We start from the raw sequence: 25,862 nt of genomic DNA, 5'->3' as shown, positions 1-25,862 counted from the left end.
TACTTTTGTGCCTTTAAAAATTTTTTTTATGTTTAAATATCTAAAAAAAACGAAAATATTTGGGGGAATATTTCGTTTTAATGTATTTAACCCTGCCAATTGTGCCTTGCTAAATTTTAAAACAGCATCGACAATAAAACTAAATAAGGCTCATTACCTTATAATATCAACACTTTTTTTATTAGCATTTCAGAATGTATCTGGACAAAATCATCCGATTTTTCCGAATACTCAAATATTAAAACAAGGCTTAGACAAACAACCGGGAGCCATTTATTTAATTGAGGATGTACAAATTGCTGCTAACGGAAGTGACATCAATGTAGATGCTCTTTTAAAGATTATATCATTTACAGGTACACCAGTTATCTCTAATATTGATCAAACTCAATTTGTAGAAGATAGATTTGAACCAATTATTACATATGATACTCCTGGTGAAGCTGTACATTGGCAAATAGAGTTTATTATAGCAGGATCTGCAGACTCTAATTTAAATGATGCAATAACTTTTCCTTTAGAATCTTATACTTTAGAAGTTATAGATTTAGATGCAGGAGAATGGGTAGAAGTATCACCTAATAGTTACGAACTAGCAGCCACTACAATTATTACGGCAAGTCCAGGAACAATAAACTCAACTCGTTTTAATAGTGAAACGAATACAACAGATGAAAGTGTATCAATAGCAAATACAAGATCTATTGTAAAACTAAATTTCGAGAATGTTGGTATTCTAGACTTTGCTTTAGGTAGAAATAACAACGTTCCTAGTACTCTTAGAAATATTTCTGTTGGCTTTTTAGGAGAAGTTGTTTTTAGCAACCCAACTGTTGTAGTAGTTAATAGTCCACCAGTAGTGGTAAATAGTTTAAACAATACCATTATTGCTAATAATACATTCTCTAAGAATGTACTTACTGGCTCTAGCGACCCTGACGGTGATTTAGATAAAAATACAGTAACATTAACAGATCCTAACAACCCTAGCAACCAAGGTAGCAATGGAAACCCATTAGTAATACCTGGTGTAGGAGAATATAAAGTTAATAATGTTGGTATAGTAACCTTTACACCAATAACAGATTATATAGGAGACGCTAGCGTTTTATTTAGAGTAAAAGACGCCTATGGCGCTAGTTCTAATAACGGTACCTTAGAACTTACTGTATTATTAGATAGCGATAAAGATGGTGTACCAGACATTACCGATTTAGATGATGACAACGATGGTATTTTAGATACTGATGAAGGCTATTCTAGAACTCCTGGTAAACCTGCTTGCGACGGTGAAACTATTTTAAATTTTAATAATACTTATATAGAAGAATCAGGAGATGGAAATAGTGCTACTTTTTTACAAGGAGAAGTCTTTAGGTTTCCAAATGTAGCAGATGGTATAGATGCTTTGGTTACTATTGTAGGTTTTAAAAACATAACTACTTTACCTAAGTTAGATGACAATAGTGCAGGAAACAACAATGCTTTTCAACCACAATCTTCATTTAGCATAGCAAACATTGGAGACCAAGCATGGACAGAATATAAGTTCGACTTTGTTATAACAAATACAACTACTCCTACTATTGTAAATAAATTTTTTGTAAATTTTAACGATGTAGATGGTAATGGCAATTACGGAGAACAAAACTGGTCTCAAATACCTGTAGATTATGTTGTAAATAATCCTACAGAATTAACAATAACCCAACCAACTTCATGGATTGTTGGTACAGCTGGTTATAATGAATATCCTTCTGTTACAAATAATTTCCCACAAGTAAACTACTCTACAGAACACGGTGCTTCATCTTCTTATATTATTAGATTAGGAGCTGTAGCCAGAAAAAATGGAGTGATTGCAACGGGCAGACAACATCAAGTAGAATTTAAATGTATTAGTAATTTTATAAATCCAGATAGTATTACTATTTTAGATTCAGACGGAGATGGTATTCCAAACCATTTAGATTTAGACTCAGACAACGATGGTATTACTGACGTTGTAGAATCTGGCGGTAAGGATAATAACAAAGACGGAATTGCTGACGGAAATGTAGGTAATACAACAACAACCTTAGGTATTCCTAGTTCTGCAAATACAGGAAATACACCTGCAAACACAGATGGAGATCGTTTTCCTGATTTTATAGATATTGATGCAGATAATGATGGTATTCCAGATAATATCGAAGCACAAACAACAACCAACTACATTGCACCAAGTGGTATTGGATCTAACATGGATGACACCAATCATAACGGTATTGATGATGTTTACGAAAACAACAATACAGGTTTAACCCCTGTTGATACAGATAATGATGATTCTCCAGATTATTTAGACTCAGATGCAGATAATGATGGTATTGCCGATATTATTGAAAACGGAGATGCCGATAATGAAATTGTAGACATTAATGCAGACAAAGACAACGATGGTTTAAATGATGTTTTTGATGATAATGATGATTCTGGTACAACAGGTGCTACTGTAAACGATGGTTCTAGTAGTCAACAAAAAGTTACAAACTCAAGTGAAATAGATACTGCCTTTGGCGATGAAGACAATAACTTTCCAGGTACTGGAGATGTAGATTATAGAGATCTTAAAGATAATGATAAAGACGGTATTGCAGATTACTACGATTTAGATGATGATAATGATGGTATTTTAGATACTGATGAAGGTTGTGGTAACTTAATTATAAATGGAGATTTTGAAGGTCAAGATTTTGCAAGTACAACAGAATTTCCAAACAGTGATACAAATCCTTCTGGTACGTTTATAGGAACCAATTTTAATACAAATACATTAAAAGGATGGAATTATACTCAAAACCTAGACGGATGGGTTGGTGGTGAATCTCCAACTTGGTCTACTAGTACTTTTGCAGATGCTTATAGCGGAAAACAATACTTAGATGTTCTTGGTAACAACGATAAAACTGGAGGCGTAAGTAATATACTTTCACAAACCATTGCTACTATACCAGGTACAACGTATACTCTTAGTTTTTATTGGGGAGAGGATATTGGACATATAACAGGAGAAACAGTTACTTTAAATTTAAATGTTAAAGATAATACCAACCCAAATATTGTTAATAAAACCTTAACAGCAACCGCAGAAGGAAATGTAAACGGAATTATTGGTGCTAAAAAATGGTACCGATTTAGCACTGTTTTTGTTGCTAGTGATACACAAACAACAATATCTTTTAAAGCAACCCCTCCTACTGACGGATCTTTAGGTGCAGGTGCTGCATTAGACCTTGTAAGTGTTTTTGCTAATAATTGTGCAGATACAGATGGCGATGGTATTCCTAATGCTTTCGATTTAGATTCAGATAATGATGGTATTCCAGATTTAGTAGAAGCTGGTGGAGTTGATACTGATGGTAATGGTAAAGTAGATGCTATTAAAGCTGATGGTACTTTAGTAAAGGATACAAATGGTAATGGTTTAGACGATCGTTACGACGTAGACAATGGAGGAACAGCTATTGAAAATCCAGATACAGATGGAGATGGTATACCAAATACGCAAGATCTAGATGCAGATAATGATGGTATTCCAGATGTTATAGAAGCAGGTGGTACAGATGCAAACGGAAACGGTATTGCAGATAATTTTGTAGACACTGATAATGACGGTTTTAACGATGTAGTAGATGGTGATGTTGGGCAAGATGGCACTTCAGAAAACACTGCCAACGCTTTAGTTGTAACAGGTAGCGATACAGATAATGATGGTAAACCAAACTCATATCCTAACGGAGACACAGATAAAGATGGGCTACCTAATTATGTAGATTTAGATGCAGATAACGATGGTATTCCAGATGTTATAGAAGCAGGTGGTGTAGACAGCAATGGAGATGGTAAAGCAGATGGCTTTATAGATGCTGATAATGATGGTTTTAATGATGTTGTAGATGGAGACCCAACAAATTCTTTAGCTATCGCAGATGATTCTTTAGTTGCAAACACAAATCCGTTACTAGTAACAGGAATAGACAATGACAATAATGGTACTCCAGACACAATACCAACAGGTGATACGGATGGAGACGGAATAAGAGATTTCTTAGATTTAGATGCAGATAACGATGGTATTCCAGATGTTATAGAAGCAGGTGGTACAGATGCAAATGGAGATGGTTTTGCAGATAACTTTGTAGACGCTGATAAGGATGGTTTTAATGATGTTGTAGATGGAGACCCAACAAACTCTTTAGCTATTGCAGACGATTCTTTAGTTGCAAACACAAATCCGTTACTAGTTACTGCTACAGATAAAGACCCAGCAAACTCTTCAGACGTTGCAGATGGTAAACCTTATACAATTACAACTGGTGATACGGATGGAGACGGAATAAGAGATTATTTAGACTTAGATTCAGACAACGATGGTATTACAGATGTTCTAGAAGCAGGTGGTACAGACAGTGATAAAGATGGTAAACAAGACACTACAACCGATGCTGACAAGGATGGTTTTGATGATGCTGTAGATGGAGATACCAACAATGATGGTACTTCTAATAATATTGCAAATGTTTTAGTACTTACAGGTACAGATTCAGACACTACAGACACCACTTTAGATGGTAAACCAAATTCTTATGTAAAAGGTGATGCAGATACTGATGGAAAACCTAACTTTTTAGACATCGATGCAGATAATGATGGTATTCCAGATAATATAGAAGCACAAACTACAAGTGGTTATATTGCTCCTACAGGAACTACAATTGCAGATACCAACAACAATGGTGTAGATGATGTTTACGAAAATTTATCAACAGGAGAAATAACAATAATTCCAGCAAATACTGATATTTCTAATGATGCAATACCAGATTATTTAGATACAGATTCAGACAATGATGGTATTTTAGATATTGCAGAAAACGGACATACAGCAAATGTTGTATCAGGAACTGATTCTGACAACGATGGTTTAGACGATGCTTTTGATGATAATAACGATGCAACAATAGCAGGAGCTACTGTAAATGATGGTCTAAACTCTAATAATAAAGTAACAGACCTTACCTCTTTAGAAAATTCTTTTGGTGATGAAGACAACGACTTTAATCCTGGTACAGGTGATCTTGATTATAGAGACATTAAAGATAACGACCAAGATGGTATTGCAGATAACATCGATTTAGATGATGATAATGATGGTATTCCTGATACTATAGAAAATGGTGGTAACAATGCAGAGGGTGATGAAGATGGTGATGGTATCCCTAATTATTTAGACACTACAGACAATAATGGTACTGGAGACGGTAGCACAACAGACTACACAGACAGTGACAATAATGGTATTCCAGATGTATATGATACAGATGGTGATGGCATTCCTAATCATTTCGATTTAGACTCAGACAATGATGGTATTCCAGATTTAGTAGAAGCTGGTGGTGTAGATACTGATGGTAATGGTAAAATAGATGCTATTAAAGCTGATGGAACCTTGGTAAATGATGTAGATAACGATGGTTTAGATGATCGTTATGATACTGATGTTACAGGTGGTCCTAATGGTAATGCTATTGCAAACCCAGATTCAGATGGAGATGGTATACCAAATACGCAAGATCTAGATGCAGATAATGATGGTATTCCTGATGTTGTAGAAGCTGGTGGTACAGATGCAAACGGTGATGGTTTAGCAGATGGTTTTGTAGATACAGACAACGATGGTCTTAACGACCTTGTAGATGGTGATGTAGCAGGTACTTCTAATGACCAAGACAACGCTTTAATACTAACAGGTGCTGATACTAATAATGATGGTAAACCAGATTCTTACGTAAATGGTGATACAGATAATGATGGTATTCCTAATTTTGTAGATTTAGATTCTGATAATGATGGTATTGCAGATATCGTAGAAGCTGGCGGAGTAGATACAAATGGAGATGGAGTTGTAGATTATCCTATTTCAGGAGACCCAACCTCTATGGTCGATTTAGATAATGACGGATTGGATGACAACTACGATACAACAGGAAGTACACCTAGTTTTACTGCAGGAACACCAATTGCAAACCCAGATACTGACGGAGACGGAATTAAAGATGTACTAGATTTAGACTCAGACAACGATGGTATTCCAGATGTTATAGAAGCAGGTGGTACAGATACAAACGGTGATGGTTTAGCAGATGGTTTTGTAGATGCTGACAACGATGGTTTTAATGATCTTGTAGATGGAGATGTAACAGGTACTTCTAACAACCAAAACAATGCTTTAGTACTTACAGGAACGGATACAAATAATGATGGGCAACCAAATTCTTACACTACTGGTGATACAGATGGAGATGGTATTCCTAATCATTTAGATTTAGATTCAGACAACGATGGTATTACAGATATTATTGAAGCAGGTGGTACAGACACCAATAAAGATGGTAAAGTAGATGCTATTGCTACAAATGGTACATTAACAACAGACATCAATAATGATGGGTTTGATGATAATGTGCAGAACGCACCTTTAGTTACTACAGGATCAGATACTGATAATGATGGTAAGCCTAACTCTTACACAGATGGTGATGCAGATAGCGATGGTATACCTAACTTTTTAGACATCGATGCAGATAATGATGGTATTCCAGATAATATAGAAGCACAAACTACAAGTGGTTATATTGCTCCAAGTGGGGTTGCTACAGGTATTACAGATGCAAACAACAATGGTGTAGATGATGTTTACGAAGTAAGCGGAATTGGTTTTGTTCCTGAAAACACAGACAACACAGATTTACCAGATTATTTAGATACAGATTCAGACAATGATGGTATTTTAGATATTGCAGAAAACGGACATACAGCAAATGTTGTATCAGGAACTGATTCTGACAACGATGGTTTAGACGATGCTTTTGATGATAATAACGATGCAACAATAGCAGGAGCTACTGTAAATGATGGTCTAAACTCTAATAATAAAGTAACAGACCTTACCTCTTTAGAAAATTCTTTTGGTGATGAAGATAATGACTTCGACCCAGCAAGTCCAAGTACTGGTAATCTAGATTATAGAGACATTCAAGATAACGACAATGACGGTATTGCAGATAACATCGATTTAGATAATGATAATGATGGTATTCCTGATACTATAGAAAATGGTGGTAACAATGCAGAGGGTGATGAAGATGGTGATGGTATCCCTAATTATTTAGATACTACAGACAATAATGGTACTGGAGACGGTAGCACAACAGACTACACAGACAGTGATAATAATGGTATTCCTGATGTATATGATACAGATGGTGATGGCATTCCTAATCATTTCGATTTAGACTCAGACAACGATGGTATTCCAGATATCGTAGAAGCTGGTGGTGTAGATACAAATGGTGATGGTAAAGTAGATGATATAAATGCTGATGGTACTTTGGTAAATGATGTAGATAACGATGGTTTAGATGATCGTTATGATACTGATGTTACAGGGGGTACTAATGGTAATGCAATTGCAAACCCAGATTCAGATGGTGATGGTATACCAAATGCTCAAGATTTAGATGCAGATAATGATGGTATTCCAGATGTTGTAGAAGCAGGTGGTACAGATGCTAACGGTGATGGTTTAGCAGATGGTTTTGTAGATGCTGACAACGATGGTCTTAACGACCTTGTAGATGGTGATGTAGCAGGTACTTCTAATGACCAAGACAACGCTTTAATACTAACAGGTGCTGATACTAATAATGATGGTAAACCAGATTCTTACGTAAATGGTGATACAGATAATGATGGTATTCCTAATTTTGTAGATTTAGATTCTGATAATGATGGTATTGCAGATATCGTAGAAGCTGGCGGAGTAGATACAAATGGAGATGGTGTTGTAGATTATCCTATTTCAGGAGACCCAACCTCTATGGTCGATTTAGATAATGACGGATTGGATGACAACTACGACACTACAGACACATCAGGAAGTACACCTAGTTTTACTGCAGGAACACCAATTGCAAACCCAGATACTGACGGAGACGGAATTAAAGATGTACTAGATTTAGACTCAGACAACGATGGTATTCCAGATGTTATAGAAGCAGGTGGTACAGATACAAACGGTGATGGTTTAGCTGATGGTTTTGTAGATACAGACAACGATGGTTTTAATGATCTTGTAGATGGTGATGTAACAGGTACTTCTAACAACCAAAACAATGCTTTAGTACTTACAGGAACGGATACAAATAATGATGGGCAACCAAATTCTTACACTACTGGTGATACAGATGGAGATGGTATTCCTAATCATTTAGATTTAGATTCAGACAACGATGGTATTACAGATATTATTGAAGCAGGTGGTACAGACACCAATAAAGATGGTAAAGTAGATGCTATTGCTACAAATGGTACATTAACAAATGACACCAATAATGATGGGTTTGATGATAATGTGCAGAACGCACCTTTAGTTACAACAGGACCCGATACTGATAATGATGGTAAGCCTAACTCTTACACAGATGGTGATGCAGATAGCGATGGTATACCTAACTTTTTAGACATCGATGCAGATAATGATGGTATTCCAGATAATATAGAAGCACAAACTACAAGTGGTTATATTGCTCCAAGTGGGGTTGCTACAGGTATTACAGATGCAAACAACAATGGTGTAGATGATGTTTACGAAGTAAGCGGAATTGGTTTTGTTCCTGAAAACACAGACAACACAGATTTACCAGATTATTTAGATACAGATTCAGACAATGATGGTATTTTAGATATTGCAGAAAACGGACATACAGCAAATGTTGTATCAGGAACTGATTCTGACAACGATGGTTTAGACGATGCTTTTGATGATAATAACGATGCAACAATAGCAGGAGCTACTGTAAATGATGGTCTAAACTCTAATAATAAAGTAACAGACCTTACCTCTTTAGAAAATTCTTTTGGTGATGAAGACAACGACTTTAATCCTGGTACAGGTGATCTTGATTATAGAGATGCACCAGAAGCTGCAGAAGCTATGATTACACAGGTATATCAATTTGGTACAGATAAATGGATTGAAATTACCAACATCGGTAATGCAACGATTCCTGCAAACACTATTAAAGTACAATTGTACAAAGATAAAACAGGCGATCAAACAGGTGTTAATCCAGATGTTTCTTATACAATTGGTACATTACTAGAAGCTGGTAACTCTGTTTTATTTAAAAACTCAAGTAATTCTATAATCACAAGTGCAGAAATAGCATCAGATGCAACAATCATTACTAATAATGATTTAACAAATTTAGATGATGCTACTAATGATATCATTACACTTTCTGCAGCTAACGGGGTTTATTCTTGGGAAAACAGATACGATGTGGTTTCTAATGTAACCAACAATACTTCTGTAGTAAGAATTGATGAAACGATAGCTCCTAATGCAACTTATACAGAAGGTGAATGGGTTGTTTTTATAAATGATGCTATAACAACTTACCAATCTGGATATGGTTTAGATGATACTAGCGCAAAAAGACACCCTCAAGATCCGTTAATCTCAGAAATTAAAAATTCTGATTCAGAAGCTAATACATTATTAGGTTTACATAGAATTAGAAAAACGGTTAGAGAAAATGGTAACTGGAGTAATGGTTTTCCAGACAGGTCCCGTTATGTTGTAATTCATCAATATTACAATCATGAAAGTAGTAGATTTAGTGCTAGAAAATTAGAAGTAAACGCAGGTAAAGAATTAAGAGTAACAGATAATCTATTAGTGGTTACAAATAGTATTGTATTAGACGGAGAAATTCGTTTAACAGGTGCTACTGCTCAATTGGTACAAACACACACAGATGAAAGTACAGTTAGCGGAAATGGTCAATTATTTGTAGATCAAAAATCAGAAGTACCTAGTTTATATCGTTACAATTATATGAGTTCTCCTGTTACCACTCCGGGAGCAGACACTTATTCACTTGCAACGGTACTTAAAGATGGTACAACACCAAATGATCCTAAAGAGATTACTTTTGTTACAGGATATGATGGTAGTGTAAATGCAACTGGTATTTCATTAGCAGATTACTGGATTTATACTTACGCTGCTGGTAATAACGGAAGATCTAATTGGGAACATAAATATAGAAGAGGAACTATAAACAAAGGTGACGGTTATATCTTTAAAGGACCAGGACAAGAACAAAACTATACTTTTGCAGGAACACCAAATGACGGTAGTTTTACCACTGAAAATGAAATAAGTGAAGGGCAATCATACTTGGTAGGAAACCCTTTCCCTTCTGCTATGAATGCTAGAAAATTTTTAGATGATAATAGTGCAATTACAGGAACACTTTACTTCTGGCAACATGTAGGAGAAAATGATGATTCAGGTACTGCTGGTCATAACTTTGGTGGATATGTTGGTGGATATGCCACTCAAAATAAAGATATGGCTACCGCTGCTAATTATGGTAAAGGAGAAGCTGTAAACAGCACTCTTGAAGCCGAAAATGGAAGTGAGGTAACTGGAATTGTACTTCCTTTAGGATTAGGTACAGGTGAATTTGAAGTTTCTTTAAACCTTAATGATCAAATTACGTTTTCTAATGTTCCTAATAGTGTAGACTCTTTAAGAGTATTATATAGAGCTAATGGACTTAAAAAATTAAACATTAAAATCAATAATGTTGATAGAGGTCAATTAACTTTTCCAAATACAGAAAACGCTTCAGACCTTCTTTTCAAAGAAATAAAATTTGCAATGTGTATAGAGGCAGGAAGTAGTATTACACTAACTTCTAGTACTAATTCTCCAAATCCAATTTTTATTGATAAAATAATTTTAAAGGATGAAGATGGGCAAACTGCTTGTACACCAGATACAGGTGGAGATGAATATGCAAATGCATACAAAACTCCAGAGCCATATATTGCAGTTGGTCAAGGATTTTTTGTACTAGGTAGTAATACAAAAGGAAAAATTGTTTTCAATAATACTCAAAGAGCATATATTACAAAAGAATCTGGAGAGTCTGTATTCTTTAGAAGCGGAAAGAAAACATCTGCAAAAACAACAAGCACAGCATTACCTATTTTAAAATTAGGAATGAACTATGCAACATCAGTTGGTAGCAGTTTTCACCGTCAAATAGGAATCTCTTTTAAACAAGGAAATTCTTTTGCTTATGAAACTGGTTCTGATTCTCAAATGTATGGTGTAAATTCTACAGACTTCTACTGGAAATTTCCAAATGATGATACTAAATATGTAATTGCAGGTGTGCAAGAAATATCAAATGCATTAGAAGTACCATTAGAAATTGTAGTAAGTAAAAATAGCGTAATTACCATCAATATTGATGAAATTAATAACATCAACCAAAAGGTATTTATAAAAGATAAACTTACAGGTACAACTCAGCAAATTAATAATGCAAGTGCTACGTATCAATTAAAAGAAGGTACATATACAGATAGATTTGTTTTGGCTTTTGTTGATGCAAATACTACACTTGGTTTAGAAAATGATATATTAGCTAAACAAACAACTATTTTTGCTGATAATAAAAACCACAACATTGTAATTTCTAAAAATCAAGAAATAAATATCAATAAAGTAGAATTATTTGATATCCTTGGTAAAAAAGTAACTCTTTGGACTATTAAAGAACAAAAAGAGGTGTATCAATTAGAAATTAAAAATCAAATACCAACAGGTATTTACATTGTAAAAGTAAATACAAATAAAGGTACAATGAATAAAAAAATTGTAATTGAGTAAGTAGTACATAGTGTATCCATCAATTTAAAATATTGAGGGATACACTAACATTTTAAACAAATTAAAAAGCCACAATTAAAAGGAAATTATTTCTTTTTAATTGTGGCTTTTTTTATGGTGACTCCAGCAGGATTCAAACCTGCAACCCTCAGAGCCGAAATCTGATATTCTATTCAGTTGAACTATGGAGCCATAAAAAATATTCTTACCAAAATAAGAATACTTTTATTTTATTACATTAAATTCTTTTTTACTAAAGTAGATATTACTTTCCCATCAGCTTGTCCTGCTAATTCTTTAGAAACAACTCCCATTACTTTCCCCATATCTTTCATACCAGATGCACCTAATTTTTGAATCGCTGCAATGACTACTTCTTCTATTTTGTCTTCTGATAGGGCCTCAGGTAAAAACTGTTCTAAAACCGCCAATTCTGCTAATTCAGGTGCAGCCAAATCCTCTCTACCCTGTTCTACAAAAATAGCAGCACTATCTTTTCTTTGCTTAACTTGTTTCTGAATAATTTTCAACTCTTGCTCTTCTGTAATATCTGCCTGAACACCTGTTTCTGTTTTTGCTAATAAAAAGGCAGATTTAACTGCTCTTAAAGCTTGTAAAGCAACAGTATCTTTTGCTTTCATTGCTTCTTTCATTTTATCCATTACTTGTTTTTGCAAACTCATTTTATCTTATTTTAAAATTAATTATTTCTTTGTTTTTTTTAGGTACAAAACCTTTTTATTGTAATCTATAAAAGCTTTTCCTTTGTGTAGAACATCCGCACCAATAATTCCGTGTACTTCTTTAGCGTTGTGTTGTGTTAAAGCTGTATTTACATGCGATAAATCAAATAACACCAAATGGCATTTCTTTGTTTTCCAATCACCTATTTTTAAAGAGTTATTGTCAGATTGCTGAGTTTCCATACCCGTTGCTCCTGCTCCAGCAGCTTTTGTTTCACTTTCTTGAGCATCCAAATTAAAATGAGTTATCAAATCTAATCCAACACACGAGTTTGAAGCGCCAGTATCTAGAATAAAACGTCCTTTTACACCATTAATTGTTGCTTTCAATTCTAAATGATTGGTAGCAATTTTCTTTAGCTTTATTTTGATATACTTCCGCTTCTTTAAAATTTTATTGATACTACCCATTTTTATTATTCTTTCGAGTTATCAAAAATACAATTTAAAAGTTTTAAGAAGTGCTATCGTTCTAAAATTTCTTTTAGAATAGAATTATAAATAGCAAATTCTTTTAAATTATGATGCGTTCCACCATCAATTTCTACGTATTTATTTCTGATAGATGTATTTTGTTCTAATAACCTTTTAGATTGCTTAAAACTGGTTGTTTTATCCTTATTACCATGAAATATGGTAATCGGTGAGGTTACCTTAGCAATATCCTTATCAGACTTAAATTTATACTTCAATAAAAATGTTGGTGACCATCTAAATTTAAATTTAGCTGCTTTTTTAAAGTTGTAAAAAGGTGCTTCTAACACTAATTCTTTTGGAGTGTTTTCGGCTGCTATCCTTGTAGCAAAAGTACCACCTAATGAAAAGCCGTAAACAACAATATTTTCTTCTTTAAAATCCTTTTTTAAGTGATTGTAAACAGATAAAGCATCACAATACATACTATTCTCATTGTAGTTGCCAGTACTCTTACCGTAGTTTCTATAATCAAAAACTAAGACTTCATAATTATACTCTAATAAATAAGAAATCCGTTCTCCCCATTTTATTAAATTCCCTTTATTTCCATGGCAAAATAAAACAACACCCTTGGGTTTTGGTCGTTTAAAGTGAAGGGCATTAATGTAGTTATTATTATCAGTATGAATAAAAACTTCATCAAACGTATTTGAAAAACGAAACGAATATTTTTTATCTAAAGAATTACCATTCAGAAATATAAATTTTTCTTGAAAACAGTAAAGTAATAGGCAAGCAACAATAACAATACATATAATAATTAGTAGGCAGAACGTCAAATTTATTGATAGTTTTTATTTTACGAAACTACTCATTTTTAAAAAAAATCTGTTTATTTTATAAAAACAATTTTAACATTGTAAGCTCATCAAATTAAGCTTTTAAATTATTTAAAAATTCTTGTCTCCTGTTTCTAGATACAGGTACTTTATGGTTAGCACTTAATAACACATAACCTTCATTTAAATATTTTTCTATATGTTGTAAATTGATTAAATGAGATTTATGTACTAAATAAAAATTTTGGTTTATTAACAGTTTATTAAAATGACCAATGCTTTGTGAGCTCAAAATAGGTTTGTGATTACTAAAATGAATTTTTGTGTACCCATCTATACCTTCACAATGAATAATGTCTGCTATTTTTACAAACTCTAACCCTTCTGTAGATGGAATTACCATTTTTTTCATTTGAAAAGTTTGTACGCCCAAATTTTCTATAAGTAACTTGTTTTTTTGTAGAGCTGTTTTCTCTTCTATATTCTTAGCAGCATTCTTTACAGCTGACACTAAATCACTATTATCTATAGGTTTTACAAGATAACCAATGGCACAATGTTTTATTGCTTCTATAGCATAATTATCAAAAGCAGTCGCAAAAATAATTTCGAAATTGGGGTTGTCAAACTCTTTTAATAAATCGAAACCATTTATTTCTGGCATAGAAATATCTAAAAAAATTAATTGAGGTTGAAGGTTTTTTATCAGTTTTATAGCTTCTTTAGGGCTTTGCGTTTCGGCAACAATTTCTAAATTTGGGCATAGGCGTTCTATTTTATTTTTTAGAATGGCCAATGCTTTTCGCTCATCATCAATAAGTATGGTTTTAATCGTTTTCATTATTTTTCTGATTAAAGAGTAAAGATACTTCTGTACCTGTTTTACCCGGTTTTACAGAACGATCTATAATTTTATAAGATACATTCCAATGGCTACTTTCATTTAGAAAATGAAGGCGCTCTAATAAGACTGCAGAAGAATGAGATGATTTTTTATTTTTAATAGAATTGTTTAATTTTTTTGCTTTTTCTAAGCCTATACCATTATCTATTACCGCTACTTTAAAACAATTTTTATCAATATATTTAAATTGCACAGAAACTTTTCCGTTTCCTTGCTTATGAAACAATCCATGATTTATAGCATTTTCTACTAAAGGCTGTAAAATCATTGGTGGCATGCATTCTTCTTCTATATCTAATTTAGCATCTACCTTTATTTCATACACCAATTTTTCTTCGAAACGTAATTTCTCTATTTGAAGGTAGTTTTCTAAAAGACTAATTTCTTCGCTTAAACTAATACTTTTTCTTCTTGAATAATCAAAAAATTGACGCATGAGTTTTGAGAATTTCGCCAAATAATTTTCTGATGTTTCAACATCGTTTTGTTGAATATAATATTGAATCGCATTTAATGAATTATGTACAAAATGCGGATTCATTTGCCCTCTCAATGCTTTTAATTCTAGCTCGTGTTGCTGTTGCTGGTTTTTTAATGCGTTTTCTAGATTGTCTTGTACCAATCTGTTTTTCCTTTTTAAAAAAATCACAAAAAGTAGCACCAAAAAAACACCAAGTGTTATTAGAATGGATATAAAGAGTATTATTATTGAATTTTCAGGCGACTGCATATAAAACCAATACTTAGAATGATACATTTAAAAAACGTTATAGGCACTTTAACATCAAATAAATAATAATATTTATCAAAAGAGGCATAATAGTTTTCTCCTATTTTAAACGGTGTAAAACCAAGATAATAAATAAAATGCGCTATGGCAATCCAAAACAGTAGATTTCTATGTATACTAATAATTTCTTTTGAATTTAAAAGACTAACAAAGTAATAAAAGACACAAACTAAAATTCCGAAACCACCTATAATAAATGGTATAACTTGGGTTTGATTATGGTAATCCATTCCTTTATAAAATAACTCGTAACCTATACTTATAAAGTATAAAGTAACTATAATACTAATTATTTTTTTTAGAACATTACTATTCACTTTTTTACAGAAAAGCCAAAACAGAAAGCTAAAGTAAATGATATTATAAAGATTTGATAGTATTTTATTTTGATTTTTAACAATATACGTTCCATAATAAGTCTTAAAACTCTCATTTAAGGCAGAATAGAGTAATACTATAACAAACAACCTATATGGTTTGTCTAGGTGTTTCCAAACTATAAAGCCTATTAATACAGGTAATAGCTGAATATAAACATAACCATTTATTAAGTATAATTTAAAAAAATCCATTTTAAAAACATTTGTTTAATTACTTTAGTCACCCACTCTTTTAGGTGGCATATCCGTTAACTCATTACTAGAAACACTTTGCATTGTAATTTTTGCAGTAGCAGCATTAAAAGTTGGCAATAAACTTGCTTTAGATATTTCTTTTTCTGGGCAACTTTCAATATAATAAAATTCAGAGTTTAAATGACAATAAAGTGATTTATAATCTCCTTTAAACATATCCGAAGCATCATCTGGTTCTATGTAAAACGGAATGTGGTTATCTGCGTCATATCCAGTTTCTATACAAGAATCATAATATGTTGGTGTAAAAAAAAGGGTTAAACGTCCATTATAGTCACCTTTTTTTAATGGATCATTTTTTCTGGATTTAACAGTATTAATACTTGGATTTTCCATTGTTTTATCAGAAACATTTAAATTGTAGGCACCAAAACTAAATGCAATACCAGATATAATCTGATTTGGATTTTTGTGTTGTAAAACGTCTAAAAATTGAATATAATTCTTTAACTTTTGCAATGGAATTAAAGAATATTCTGTTGGTAAATAATTTTCTCTAAACTTTTCTTTAGTAACAGTATCTTTTTCTTGTAAATCTTTAATTACAGGTATAAATCTATCTTTATAATTACCATATAATTCTTCTACCTTCACGATGTCGATGGTGTGTCTAGAATTTTTAAAGTTCTCTATAACCTCTTGTTCATTTAACTCTGTATGTTTACATATTTTTTCGTTTTGGCATGTTCTAAATAAAAGAATAGTCAATAAAATAATAGCTATTAGCATTAATACTCTATTCGTTTTCATATTTTTTTTCATAAAGTTAATAATTAAATATTTGTTAATCACTGAATTTAAGCGCTTTAGGAAACATTTGTTTATAATTAGGCTAAGGAAAGGCAACTTTGATGCAATCTCCGTTGACTTTTCCATGAGCTTTTTAATCTTTACAAATACTAAACTCTAAACAATCTTCTAAATCATAATGAAGTTCTACATTATAACAAATACCAGCTATTTTAAACCTATACTTACCTTGCTTTGCTCCGTTGTTTATGAGTACAAACTCTCTAGAAACACAACTACAAGGTTTTATAGTTCCAAAACAGAAAGCTCCTTTTGGAATTACTTCTATAGAAGGGTTTCCGTTAGGCAGTAATTCTATTTTTTTTCCATTTTGATGAAATACTTCTATAGTACCAATAGAATAATTAGAAAAACTAATATTAGAAAATGGGTTACAAACCGTTATAATCATTTTTTCCATATCGGTAGATTCAATACAATCACAATCACTATCTCCCCATTTTATGTTTAAAGATGGTTTATAATTAGGTGGTTCTACTTCATAACAATTACTAGAGTTTTGAGCTAAAAAACCAACATAATGAGCACCTGATTTAACATGAACAATAACCTCATTTAAACATTTTTGCCAATCATTCATTAACTTAATATTTACTTCTTTATCAGCTTGAAAACCTACATATCCGTATGGATTACCACTAGAAACTTGTGGCAAGACCGTTGATGAATGAATACTTTGTGGCTTTCCATTTACATAAATTTCATGTACTGAATTATCTGCAAAAAATTTCATATCTAGAAAAAACTGACTTGGATCTACAGAGGTATTTAAGTTGAATTTTATTCTAAAATAAGCCTCTTCTTTAGATGCTTTCTGTCGTGCATTGCTATAATAGGAAATCCAATTTGCATTGGAATAAATACTGTTTGTCCATGCCCTATCTTTAATTACATAAGCCGGAATCCAGTTTTTAACACTATTAGGACCTTTCGTATTTCCAATACCAGCTTCCCAATTTAAATCTCTGCCCCCACCTATAGGAATAAAACCTCCCTTACCATCTTGAGCAGTATTAATTAGAACCGCATCATAAGGAGAGTTTATTTTTAAGATATTAGGTTCATCAATTTCACATTCACTACAATGGTTTAAATTATTAACTTTTTCTTCTTTTAAATCTGAATAGAGATTATCTAATTCTTCTTTAATCTTTTTACAAGTACTTTCTTCATTTTTCATCTTTAAGCATTTTAGTTTTACCTACTCTATTTAAATTTTGGTTTTTCGGTATACACCTTTTATTTAAAGTAAATATCTAAATAGAAAGCGTAAACTAAAACAGCAAATTTATTGCAGGTTGCTTACAATCTATAAACTGTAGATTTCACGACATGAAAGTTTTTAACAAAAAAAACCGACACAAAATGTGTCGGTTTTAAATTTATATCTATTTGAAGCTTATCCTCCAAAATCATCAAAACGGATATTTTCGTCAGAAAGACCAAAATCTTCACCCATTTTTTGAACTGCTTTGTTCATTAATGGTGGTCCACAGAAATATAATTCTAAATCTTCTGGAGCCTCATGTAAACTTAAATAGTTTTCAATTACACAATTGTGAATAAACCCAACAAAACCATCTCCAGCTTCATCATGAATATCTTTTTTCACTTTCCAGTTATCAGATTCTAATGGATCTGATAATGCAATAAAGAATTTAAAATTAGGGAAATCTTTTTCTAAAGCTCTAAAGTGTTCTATATAGAATAACTCTGCTTTAGAACGTCCACCGTACCAGTAAGATACTTTTCTACCAGTTTTTAAAGTTCTGAATAAATGATATAAATGAGAACGCATTGGTGCCATACCTGCTCCACCACCTACATATAACATTTCTGCATCAGACTCATTGATAAAGAATTCACCATAAGGACCAGAAATTACACATTTATCACCTTTCTTTAAGTTAAAAATGTAGGAAGATGCTACTCCAGGATTTACATCCATCCATCCACCTTTAGCTCTATCAAAAGGAGGTGTAGCAATACGTACATTTAACATAATTTCTCTACCTTCTGCAGGGTAAGAAGCCATAGAATAAGCTCTTTCTACAGTTTCAGTATTTTTCATTACTAAAGGTCTCAATTTAAATTTGTTCCATTCGGCTTCAAATTTATCTGGAGTTTCATGTTCTTCTGGGTGCGCTGTAATATCCATATCAGCATATTTTACTTCACAAGGAGGAATTTCAATTTGAATATACCCACCTGCTCTATAGCCCATATCTTCTGGAATCTCTACAACAAACTCTTTAATAAATGATGCTACGTTATAATTTCTTACAACCACGGCATCCCATTTCTTAATTCCAAAAACTTCTTCTGGAATGGTAATGTTCATGTCTTGTTTTACTTTTACTTGACATGCTAAACGAATACCTTCTTTTAGTTCTTTCTTTGTAAAGTGAGGTACTTCAGTAGGTAATGCTTCTCCACCACCTTCTAAAACATGACACTCACATTGAATACAAGAACCTCCACCACCACATGCTGATGGTAAAAATATTTTTTCGTTTCCTAATGTTGTTAATAATGAACTACCAGAATTAACTTCAATTTTCTTTTCTCCGTTAATGGTAATCGTTACCGGACCAGAAGGAGATAATTTTTGCTTTACAAATAATAATAATGCTACTAATAACAATGTTATTATTAAAAAAGCTGTTACCGTCGCAATAATGGTTCCTGTTGTACCTGCTGCTAATATCATCTTACTACTTATTTATTTTAGTATTTTCTGCTATAATTTCTTTAGCATCTTCTTTCTTTAAAGGGTCTTTTTTATCAGCTTTAGCTTCTACTTTCGGAGCCTCTTCTGTTTTTTCATCACCCCCTGTTAACATACCTCCAAAACTCATAAAACCAATAGCCATTAAACCAGTAATAATAAAGGTAATTCCTAATCCTCTTAATGCTGGTGGTACGCTAGAGTATCTAATTTTTTCACGAATAGCAGCAATTGCTAAAATAGCTAAAAACCATCCAATACCAGAACCTACTCCGTAAGTTAAAGCCAAGCCTAATGAAGGTATTTCTCTTGATTGCATAAATAAACTTCCTCCTAAAATTGCACAGTTAACAGCAATTAATGGTAAGAAAATACCTAGCGAGTTGTATAATGATGGTGAAAATTTTTCTACAATAATTTCTACCAATTGTACCATCGTTGCAATCGTTGCAATAAACATGATAAATGATAAGAAACTTAAATCTAATGTTTCTGCACCATCAACGCCATATTTAGCATCTAACCAAACTAAAGCGCCTTCTTTTAAGATATACTGATCTAATAACCAGTTTAAAGGTACAGTAACTGCTAATACAAAAATTACAGCAGCTCCTAACCCAACGGCAGTAGATACTTTTTTAGATACAGCAAGGTAAGAACACATCCCTAAAAAGGTTGCAAATACCATGTTGTCTATAAATATCGATTTGAAAAATAATTCTATATGTTCCATATTTTTAAGTATTCAGTTTGCAGTTTGCAGTGATCAGTAGTAGCATTAACTGCCAACTGAGTACTGATTTTACTGCTTACTTTTTAGTTCTCTTCAATTAATGATTTATTTCTACTACGTTGAATCCAGATAATAATACCCAAAACAATCAATGCCATTGGTGATAATAACATAAAACCGTTATTTTCATATCCGATAGCATACAATCCTGTTTTTTCTATTGGATCTCCTAAAACTTTAAGACCTAATAAAGTTCCAGAACCTAAAAGTTCTCTAAAGAAACCTACAATGATTAAGATTAAACCATACCCTGCTGCATTACCTATTCCGTCTAAGAAAGATTTCCAAGGTCCGTTTGCCAAAGCAAAAGCCTCAAAACGTCCCATTATAATACAGTTTGTAATAATTAAACCTACAAAAACAGAAAGTGTTTTACTCAGTTCGTATGCAAATGCTTTTAACACTAAATCTACAATAATTACTAAAGCAGCAACTACAACTAGTTGTACAATAATTCTAATTTTAGACGGTATAATGTTACGCATTAAAGAAATTACCACGTTACCAATAGCCAAAACAGCCATTACTGATAATGCCATTACAATAGAAGCTTTTAATTCTGCTGTAATTGCCAATGCAGAACAAATACCTAATACTTGAATAGTAATTGGGTTATTATCTGCTAATGGATCTGTTATTAATGCTGCGTCTTTTTTTGATAAAAGTCCCATAAATTATTTTTTTAAAGTTTTAAAATAAGGTACATAAAGCTTTAAATCAGTTTTAATCATTGCAGATACTCCATTACCTGTAATGGTTGCTCCTGCAATTGCATCTACCTCATTATCTGTCTTATCTTCGTTCTTTGGATCGTTGTTCCCTTTGGCTACAGTAATTCCTGCAAAGCTTTCATTAGCATCTAATAAATGCTCACCAATAAAATCATCCATAAAAAAACGTTGTTTGATGTTTGCTCCTAAACCTGGTGTTTCTCCTTTATGATCAAAATATGCGCCTTGTACAACCATATTTTCATCCATAGAAACATATCCCCAAATGGCATCCCATAAACCTTTACCTCTAATAGGAGCTACGTAAAATGTTTTTCCGTCTTTCTCTCCAATAAAAAGTGGCAAACGTCTTGTTTGTCCTTCTTTTGCTTTAGATTGTTCTTTTTTAACATCAATTAAATACGCTTTGTCATTTTCAGTAATTTTATCACCTTCTATAACTAATTGTTTTTTGATGTATTTAGAAAATTCTGTTTGAGCAACTTTTGTTGAAACGAAGTTTGCACTTGTTTCATCATTATCATTAACACCCATTGCATATAGAATGTTTTGTTGCTTCTCTATCTTTTGGTTGGTGGTAATTGTTGGTTTGGTTAGCGAAAAAACGGTAGCTAACAAAGACCCCACAATTAATACCATTACAATAGCAAAAACTATTGTATATACATTACTATCTGTTCTCTTACTCATAATTAGGCAGTTTTAACTTTAGTACGTTTTAATCTTTTCTTAATGTTTCCTTGAACTACGTAATGATCTATTGTTGGTGCAAAAACATTCATCAATAAAATTGCTAACATTACTCCTTCTGGATATGCAGGATTAAATACACGAATCATAATAGCTAAAAAACCTGCTAAGAAACCGTAAATCCATTTTCCTTTAGTTGTTTGTGCTGCTGTTACAGGATCTGTTGCCATAAATACAGCTCCAAATGCCAAACCACCTATTAATAATTGCTCGTACCATACAGTGTTCATCAATCCGTAAAACTTACTAGATTCTGTAATAATATCTGCCGCTACAACTTGATTAAAGATGAACCCCATTACTGCGGCTCCTAAAAATGTTGAAAGAATAATACGCCAACTTCCTATTTTTGTAAAAATTAAAAAGGCAGCTCCTAAAAGGATTAAAAACGTTGATGTTTCTCCGATAGAACCTGGTATAAACCCAAAGAATTTATCCCAAATAGTATAAACAACTTCGTGGTTTTGAGCGTAAGCTCCTAAAATAGTTTCTCCAGATATTGCATCTGCAGTTCCTGCTTTATTAACAGCATCGTATACCCAAACTTTATCTCCAGACATCCAAGTAGGATATGCAAAGAATAAGAAAGCTCTAATAGTTAATGCAGGGTTTAAGATATTCATCCCAGTTCCTCCAAAAACTTCTTTACCAATTACTACTCCAAAAATTACAGCAATAGATAACATCCATAATGGTGTATCAATTGGTACAATTAATGGCACTAACATACCTGTTACTAAGTATCCTTCTTCTACTTCATGACCTTTTATAATAGCAAAAATAAATTCTACTCCTAGACCAATTGCATAAGAAACAATTACTAATGGTAATACTTTTATAATTCCAATCCAAAGATTATCCAACGTAAAAAAGTTAGCTAAAACATCCGTTCTTAAAGAACCATCTATAGCTGCATAGTGTTGAAAACCTGCATTAAACATTCCAAAAATCAAACAAGGAATTAAAGCCATAATTACCGTATTCATGGTACGCTTTAAATCGTCTGCTGCTTTTATATGAGTTCCTCCGTGAGTAACATCATTTGGCAAATATAAAAAGGTATGGATTGCGTTAAACGCAGGAGCCATTTTAGTTCCTTTATATTTCTCTTTTAAATTATGTAAATTTTGTTTTAAGCCCATAATCTTATCCTAATTCTTCTCTCATTAAATCTAACCCTTCACGTATAATATTTTGGTGAGGTTGTTTAGATACACAAATAAATTCTGTTAGTGCAAAATCTTCCGGAGCTATTTCATAACCTCCTAAAGCTTCCATTTCATCTAAATCTTTATACATAAATGCTTTTAACAATTGCATTGGATAAATATCTAAAGGAAAAACATCTTCGTAAGAACCTGTAACAACAAATGCTCTATGCTCTCCGTTGGTATTGGTATTTAAATCGTATTTTTTCTTTGGGTTTAACCAAGAAAAAGTTAACGCTCTTGAAGTTGATATTTTATTAAAAACAGGTTTTGTCCAACCAAAGAACTCATAATCGTCTCCTTCTGGGATTGCTGTAATTTGATTATCATAATACCCTAAGAATTCATCTTCTTTTACTTGCTTTCCAGAAAGTACGTTTCCACTAATGATTCTTGTATTATCATTTTCTAAATTTTTAGCAGTTACATCTGCAATTGTAGCACCTGCAATGGCAGTTACGTATTGCGGCTTGCTAAATTTAGAACCTGTTAAAGCTACTGTTCTTGTAGCATTAAATTTACCTGTTAAAAGTAGCTCACCAATAATAACTAAATCTTGTGGTGTAATTACCCAAACAACTTCTCCTTTATTAATAGGATCTATTTTTGCAATTTGAGTACTCACATTCCCAGAAGGGTGTGGTCCTGAAACTTTATGCAACTCTACTCCCGTTAATGATGATAAAGGTGAATTAGAATTTGCTCCTACAGATACATGAACTTTACCTTCTGTAAGTTTAGAAACCGCTGTAATTGCAGCTTGCAATTCGGCTTCTTTACCTGCTAAAGTATAATCTAAATCTGCTGCTAATGGCGCACTTGCATACCCAGAAACAAAAATAGCTTTTGGCGCTTGGTTTGGATTTGCAACTACATCATACGGACGTTGTTTTACAAATGGCCAACAACCAGAAGCAAACAAATGATTCTTAACTTCTTCTGCAGACATTTTTGCTGCATCCTTGGTTCCGAATTCTTTGTATTCTTGGTTTGAATCTGCTGCAATTTTCATTGCTAACACCTTTCTTCTTGCTCCACGAATTATCTCTACAACTTTACCAGAAACCGGACTTGGAAATAAAACACGTTCGTCACCTTTTGAATAAAAAAGTGCCTCTCCCGCTTTTACTTCTGCTCCTTCTTTGGCAATAAGTTTAGGTATAATTCCATGAAAATCTTCTGGCTTTACTGCATAAATACTACTTAAAGTACTACTTTTAGTTGTTTTTTCTGCACCGCCAACAAGCTTAATATCTAAGCCTTTTTTAATACGAATGTCTCTTGACATAGTAATTTGGAATTGTTAGTTATCTTAAAAAATCAAGCAAATTTAGGCTTTTTGCTATTTATGATGGAAACATTTTAACTTTTATCTTTGTTAAATATTCTTATTTATAACAAATCTAAATAACAAAAATTAAATGAAAACGTTATAGTGATAAGTTTTGGCTTTAATTTTGATAACTAAACGAAATGAACACTATTTTTGTAATATGCATATGAAGTTTCTAAATCTCTTTTTATTCCTTTTCTGCTTAAATTTATTTTCGCAAAACATAAAATCTATTCAGTTAAGACCCTTACAAGAAAACAACTTCGCTGCAATCGTGCCTTTAGGCACTGTTTTAGAATTATCTTTTGACGATTTAGAGGCAGATAGTAAAGATTATCAATACAAAATAGAACACATGACGCATGATTGGCAATCTAGCAGATTATCATCAAGCCAATACATAGATGGTTTTGATCAAAATACCATCATAGATGTTACCAATTCATTTAACACCTTACAAAGTTACTCTCATTACACGGTTCAAATACCTAATATAAACACGGTAATTACCAAAAGCGGAAACTATCTTTTATCGGTTTTAAACAGTTATGACGAGCTTATTTTTACAAGACGTTTTGTGTTATATGAAAACGCAACCACAGTTGGTGTATCTGTAGAAAGAAGCAGAAATACAAAAACATTAAACACACAACAAACGGTTCAATTTTCGGTAAATCACCCTAACATTACCATTAATAACCCTAATCAAGAAATAAATGTTGTCATCTTAAAAAACAACAATTGGAACGAAAAAATAACCAACATACAACCTACCTTCTTTAAACCGAATCAATTATTATACACTTATACAAACAAAACCAACTTTTGGGGTGGGAATGAATATTTTTATTTTGACAATAAATTTATTAGAAATAGTAGTTTAAATGTTGTAAAAGTGGTTAAAGAAGACATTTATCATCATTATTTATATCCCTTTACCTACAATCAAAACAGAGAATATAAATACAACCCAGACATTAACGGTCAATTTGTTGTTAGAACACTAGAGGCCGACGATTCTAAAACAGAAGCCGATTATGCCCTAATGCACTTTTCTATTTTGGTTGATGAACCTTTTGCCGATAAAGACCTTTTTGTTTACGGTGCTTTTAACGACTTTTCGATTACACAAGAAAACAAAATGCAATACCATTCTAAAGAAAAAATGTATACCGGAGAAATTCTTTTAAAACAAGGTTTTTACAATTATACATTTGCTACTTTAGACACCAATGGTCATTTAAATACCAATGACGTAAATGGTACTTTTTATCAGACTGAAAATGAATACACCGTAATTATTTATTACAAACCATTTGGTAGTTTTTATGAACGCGTAATTGGTATTGGCAGCGGATATTTTAATCAGAATGATTAAAAAACATTC

General features: G+C 32.5%; 16 protein-coding genes and 1 tRNA gene. 2 read left to right on the top strand and 15 right to left on the bottom strand.

The genetic code is table 11. The annotated features are described in order from the left end of the window. Positions 1-28: 28 nt before the first annotated feature. Complete coding sequence (locus WG951_RS13340) at positions 29-11,794, top strand: T9SS type A sorting domain-containing protein (protein ID WP_340914425.1); 11,766 nt, start codon at positions 29-31, stop codon at positions 11,792-11,794. Between the two features lie 115 nt (positions 11,795-11,909). Here WG951_RS13340 and WG951_RS13335 read toward each other — a convergent pair. The 15 genes from WG951_RS13335 to WG951_RS13265 form a co-directional block, all read right to left on the bottom strand. Continuing rightward, positions 11,910-11,986, bottom strand: a tRNA-Arg gene (locus tag WG951_RS13335). Positions 11,987-12,027: 41 nt separating this feature from the next. Further along, positions 12,028-12,477: a GatB/YqeY domain-containing protein gene (locus WG951_RS13330; protein WP_105047455.1), complete on the bottom strand. Its 450-nt coding sequence runs from the start codon at positions 12,475-12,477 to the stop codon at positions 12,028-12,030. Between the two features lie 21 nt (positions 12,478-12,498). Continuing rightward, a complete protein-coding gene (locus tag WG951_RS13325; RefSeq protein ID WP_105047454.1) occupies positions 12,499-12,948 on the bottom strand; it encodes a retropepsin-like aspartic protease in 450 nt (149 codons plus the stop codon). A 53-nt stretch (positions 12,949-13,001) separates the two neighbouring features. After that, entirely contained in the window at positions 13,002-13,793 is a 792-nt protein-coding gene (locus WG951_RS13320; RefSeq protein WP_245893446.1) for an alpha/beta hydrolase, read from the bottom strand. Between the two features lie 94 nt (positions 13,794-13,887). Then, entirely contained in the window at positions 13,888-14,634 is a 747-nt protein-coding gene (locus tag WG951_RS13315; protein WP_105047453.1) for a LytR/AlgR family response regulator transcription factor, read from the bottom strand. Then, the gene (locus WG951_RS13310; protein ID WP_245893445.1) at positions 14,621-15,319 is read right to left on the bottom strand and encodes a sensor histidine kinase; all 699 of its coding nucleotides are present in this window, start codon (positions 15,317-15,319) and stop codon (positions 14,621-14,623) included. Before WG951_RS13310 ends, WG951_RS13315 begins: the two co-directional genes overlap by 14 nt. An 83-nt stretch (positions 15,320-15,402) precedes the next feature. After that, a complete protein-coding gene (locus WG951_RS13305; protein ID WP_105047452.1) occupies positions 15,403-16,059 on the bottom strand; it encodes a hypothetical protein in 657 nt (218 codons plus the stop codon). A gap of 24 nt (positions 16,060-16,083) precedes the next feature. After that, the gene (locus WG951_RS13300) at positions 16,084-16,872 is read right to left on the bottom strand and encodes a hypothetical protein (protein WP_146105231.1); all 789 of its coding nucleotides are present in this window, start codon (positions 16,870-16,872) and stop codon (positions 16,084-16,086) included. 133 nt (positions 16,873-17,005) lie between these two features. Next, positions 17,006-18,112, bottom strand: a complete 1,107-nt coding sequence (locus WG951_RS13295; protein WP_105047450.1) for a hypothetical protein — start codon at positions 18,110-18,112, stop codon at positions 17,006-17,008. Between the two features lie 219 nt (positions 18,113-18,331). Further along, positions 18,332-19,642: an NADH:ubiquinone reductase (Na(+)-transporting) subunit F gene (gene nqrF, locus WG951_RS13290; protein ID WP_105047449.1), complete on the bottom strand. Its 1,311-nt coding sequence runs from the start codon at positions 19,640-19,642 to the stop codon at positions 18,332-18,334. Positions 19,643-19,646: 4 nt separating this feature from the next. Then, positions 19,647-20,393: an NADH:ubiquinone reductase (Na(+)-transporting) subunit E gene (nqrE, locus tag WG951_RS13285; RefSeq protein ID WP_105047448.1), complete on the bottom strand. Its 747-nt coding sequence runs from the start codon at positions 20,391-20,393 to the stop codon at positions 19,647-19,649. An 83-nt stretch (positions 20,394-20,476) separates the two neighbouring features. Beyond that, entirely contained in the window at positions 20,477-21,124 is a 648-nt protein-coding gene (locus WG951_RS13280) for an NADH:ubiquinone reductase (Na(+)-transporting) subunit D (protein ID WP_105047447.1), read from the bottom strand. A gap of 3 nt (positions 21,125-21,127) precedes the next feature. Then, complete coding sequence (locus WG951_RS13275) at positions 21,128-21,874, bottom strand: Na(+)-translocating NADH-quinone reductase subunit C (protein WP_105047446.1); 747 nt, start codon at positions 21,872-21,874, stop codon at positions 21,128-21,130. A 2-nt stretch (positions 21,875-21,876) separates the two neighbouring features. Then, positions 21,877-23,076 carry an NADH:ubiquinone reductase (Na(+)-transporting) subunit B gene (locus WG951_RS13270; protein ID WP_105047445.1) on the bottom strand — a complete coding sequence of 400 codons (1,200 nt, stop codon included), beginning with the start codon at positions 23,074-23,076 and terminating at the stop codon, positions 21,877-21,879. Positions 23,077-23,080: 4 nt separating this feature from the next. After that, positions 23,081-24,430, bottom strand: a complete 1,350-nt coding sequence (locus WG951_RS13265; protein ID WP_105047444.1) for a Na(+)-translocating NADH-quinone reductase subunit A — start codon at positions 24,428-24,430, stop codon at positions 23,081-23,083. A 211-nt stretch (positions 24,431-24,641) separates the two neighbouring features. On the opposite strand from WG951_RS13265, the gene WG951_RS13260 reads away from it, so the two are divergent. Next, positions 24,642-25,853, top strand: coding sequence for a DUF5103 domain-containing protein (locus WG951_RS13260; protein ID WP_245893444.1), 1,212 nt, complete (start codon positions 24,642-24,644; stop codon positions 25,851-25,853). Positions 25,854-25,862 lie beyond the last annotated feature (9 nt).

Source organism: Polaribacter butkevichii (assembly GCF_038024105.1).
Lineage (GTDB): Bacteria > Bacteroidota > Bacteroidia > Flavobacteriales > Flavobacteriaceae > Polaribacter > Polaribacter butkevichii.
Note: the sequence above shows the minus strand (reverse complement) of the source record. Positions and strands in the feature narration are given on the sequence as shown.

Bases quoted from the DNA above. Each gene is read 5' to 3' on its own strand.
- WG951_RS13270 (WP_105047445.1), bottom strand. From the start codon at position 23,076: ATGGGCTTAAAACAAAATTTACATAATTTAAAAGAGAAATATAAAGGA.
- WG951_RS13280 (WP_105047447.1), bottom strand. From the start codon at position 21,124: ATGGGACTTTTATCAAAAAAAGACGCAGCATTAATAACAGATCCATTA.
- WG951_RS13340 (WP_340914425.1), top strand. From the start codon at position 29: ATGTTTAAATATCTAAAAAAAACGAAAATATTTGGGGGAATATTTCGT.
- WG951_RS13275 (WP_105047446.1), bottom strand. From the start codon at position 21,874: ATGAGTAAGAGAACAGATAGTAATGTATATACAATAGTTTTTGCTATT.
- nqrE (WP_105047448.1), bottom strand. From the start codon at position 20,393: ATGGAACATATAGAATTATTTTTCAAATCGATATTTATAGACAACATG.
- WG951_RS13305 (WP_105047452.1), bottom strand. From the start codon at position 16,059: ATGGATTTTTTTAAATTATACTTAATAAATGGTTATGTTTATATTCAG.
- WG951_RS13315 (WP_105047453.1), bottom strand. From the start codon at position 14,634: ATGAAAACGATTAAAACCATACTTATTGATGATGAGCGAAAAGCATTG.
- WG951_RS13325 (WP_105047454.1), bottom strand. From the start codon at position 12,948: ATGGGTAGTATCAATAAAATTTTAAAGAAGCGGAAGTATATCAAAATA.
- nqrF (WP_105047449.1), bottom strand. From the start codon at position 19,642: ATGATATTAGCAGCAGGTACAACAGGAACCATTATTGCGACGGTAACA.
- WG951_RS13295 (WP_105047450.1), bottom strand. From the start codon at position 18,112: ATGAAAAATGAAGAAAGTACTTGTAAAAAGATTAAAGAAGAATTAGAT.
- WG951_RS13300 (WP_146105231.1), bottom strand. From the start codon at position 16,872: ATGAAAACGAATAGAGTATTAATGCTAATAGCTATTATTTTATTGACT.
- WG951_RS13265 (WP_105047444.1), bottom strand. From the start codon at position 24,430: ATGTCAAGAGACATTCGTATTAAAAAAGGCTTAGATATTAAGCTTGTT.
- WG951_RS13330 (WP_105047455.1), bottom strand. From the start codon at position 12,477: ATGAGTTTGCAAAAACAAGTAATGGATAAAATGAAAGAAGCAATGAAA.
- WG951_RS13260 (WP_245893444.1), top strand. From the start codon at position 24,642: ATGAAGTTTCTAAATCTCTTTTTATTCCTTTTCTGCTTAAATTTATTT.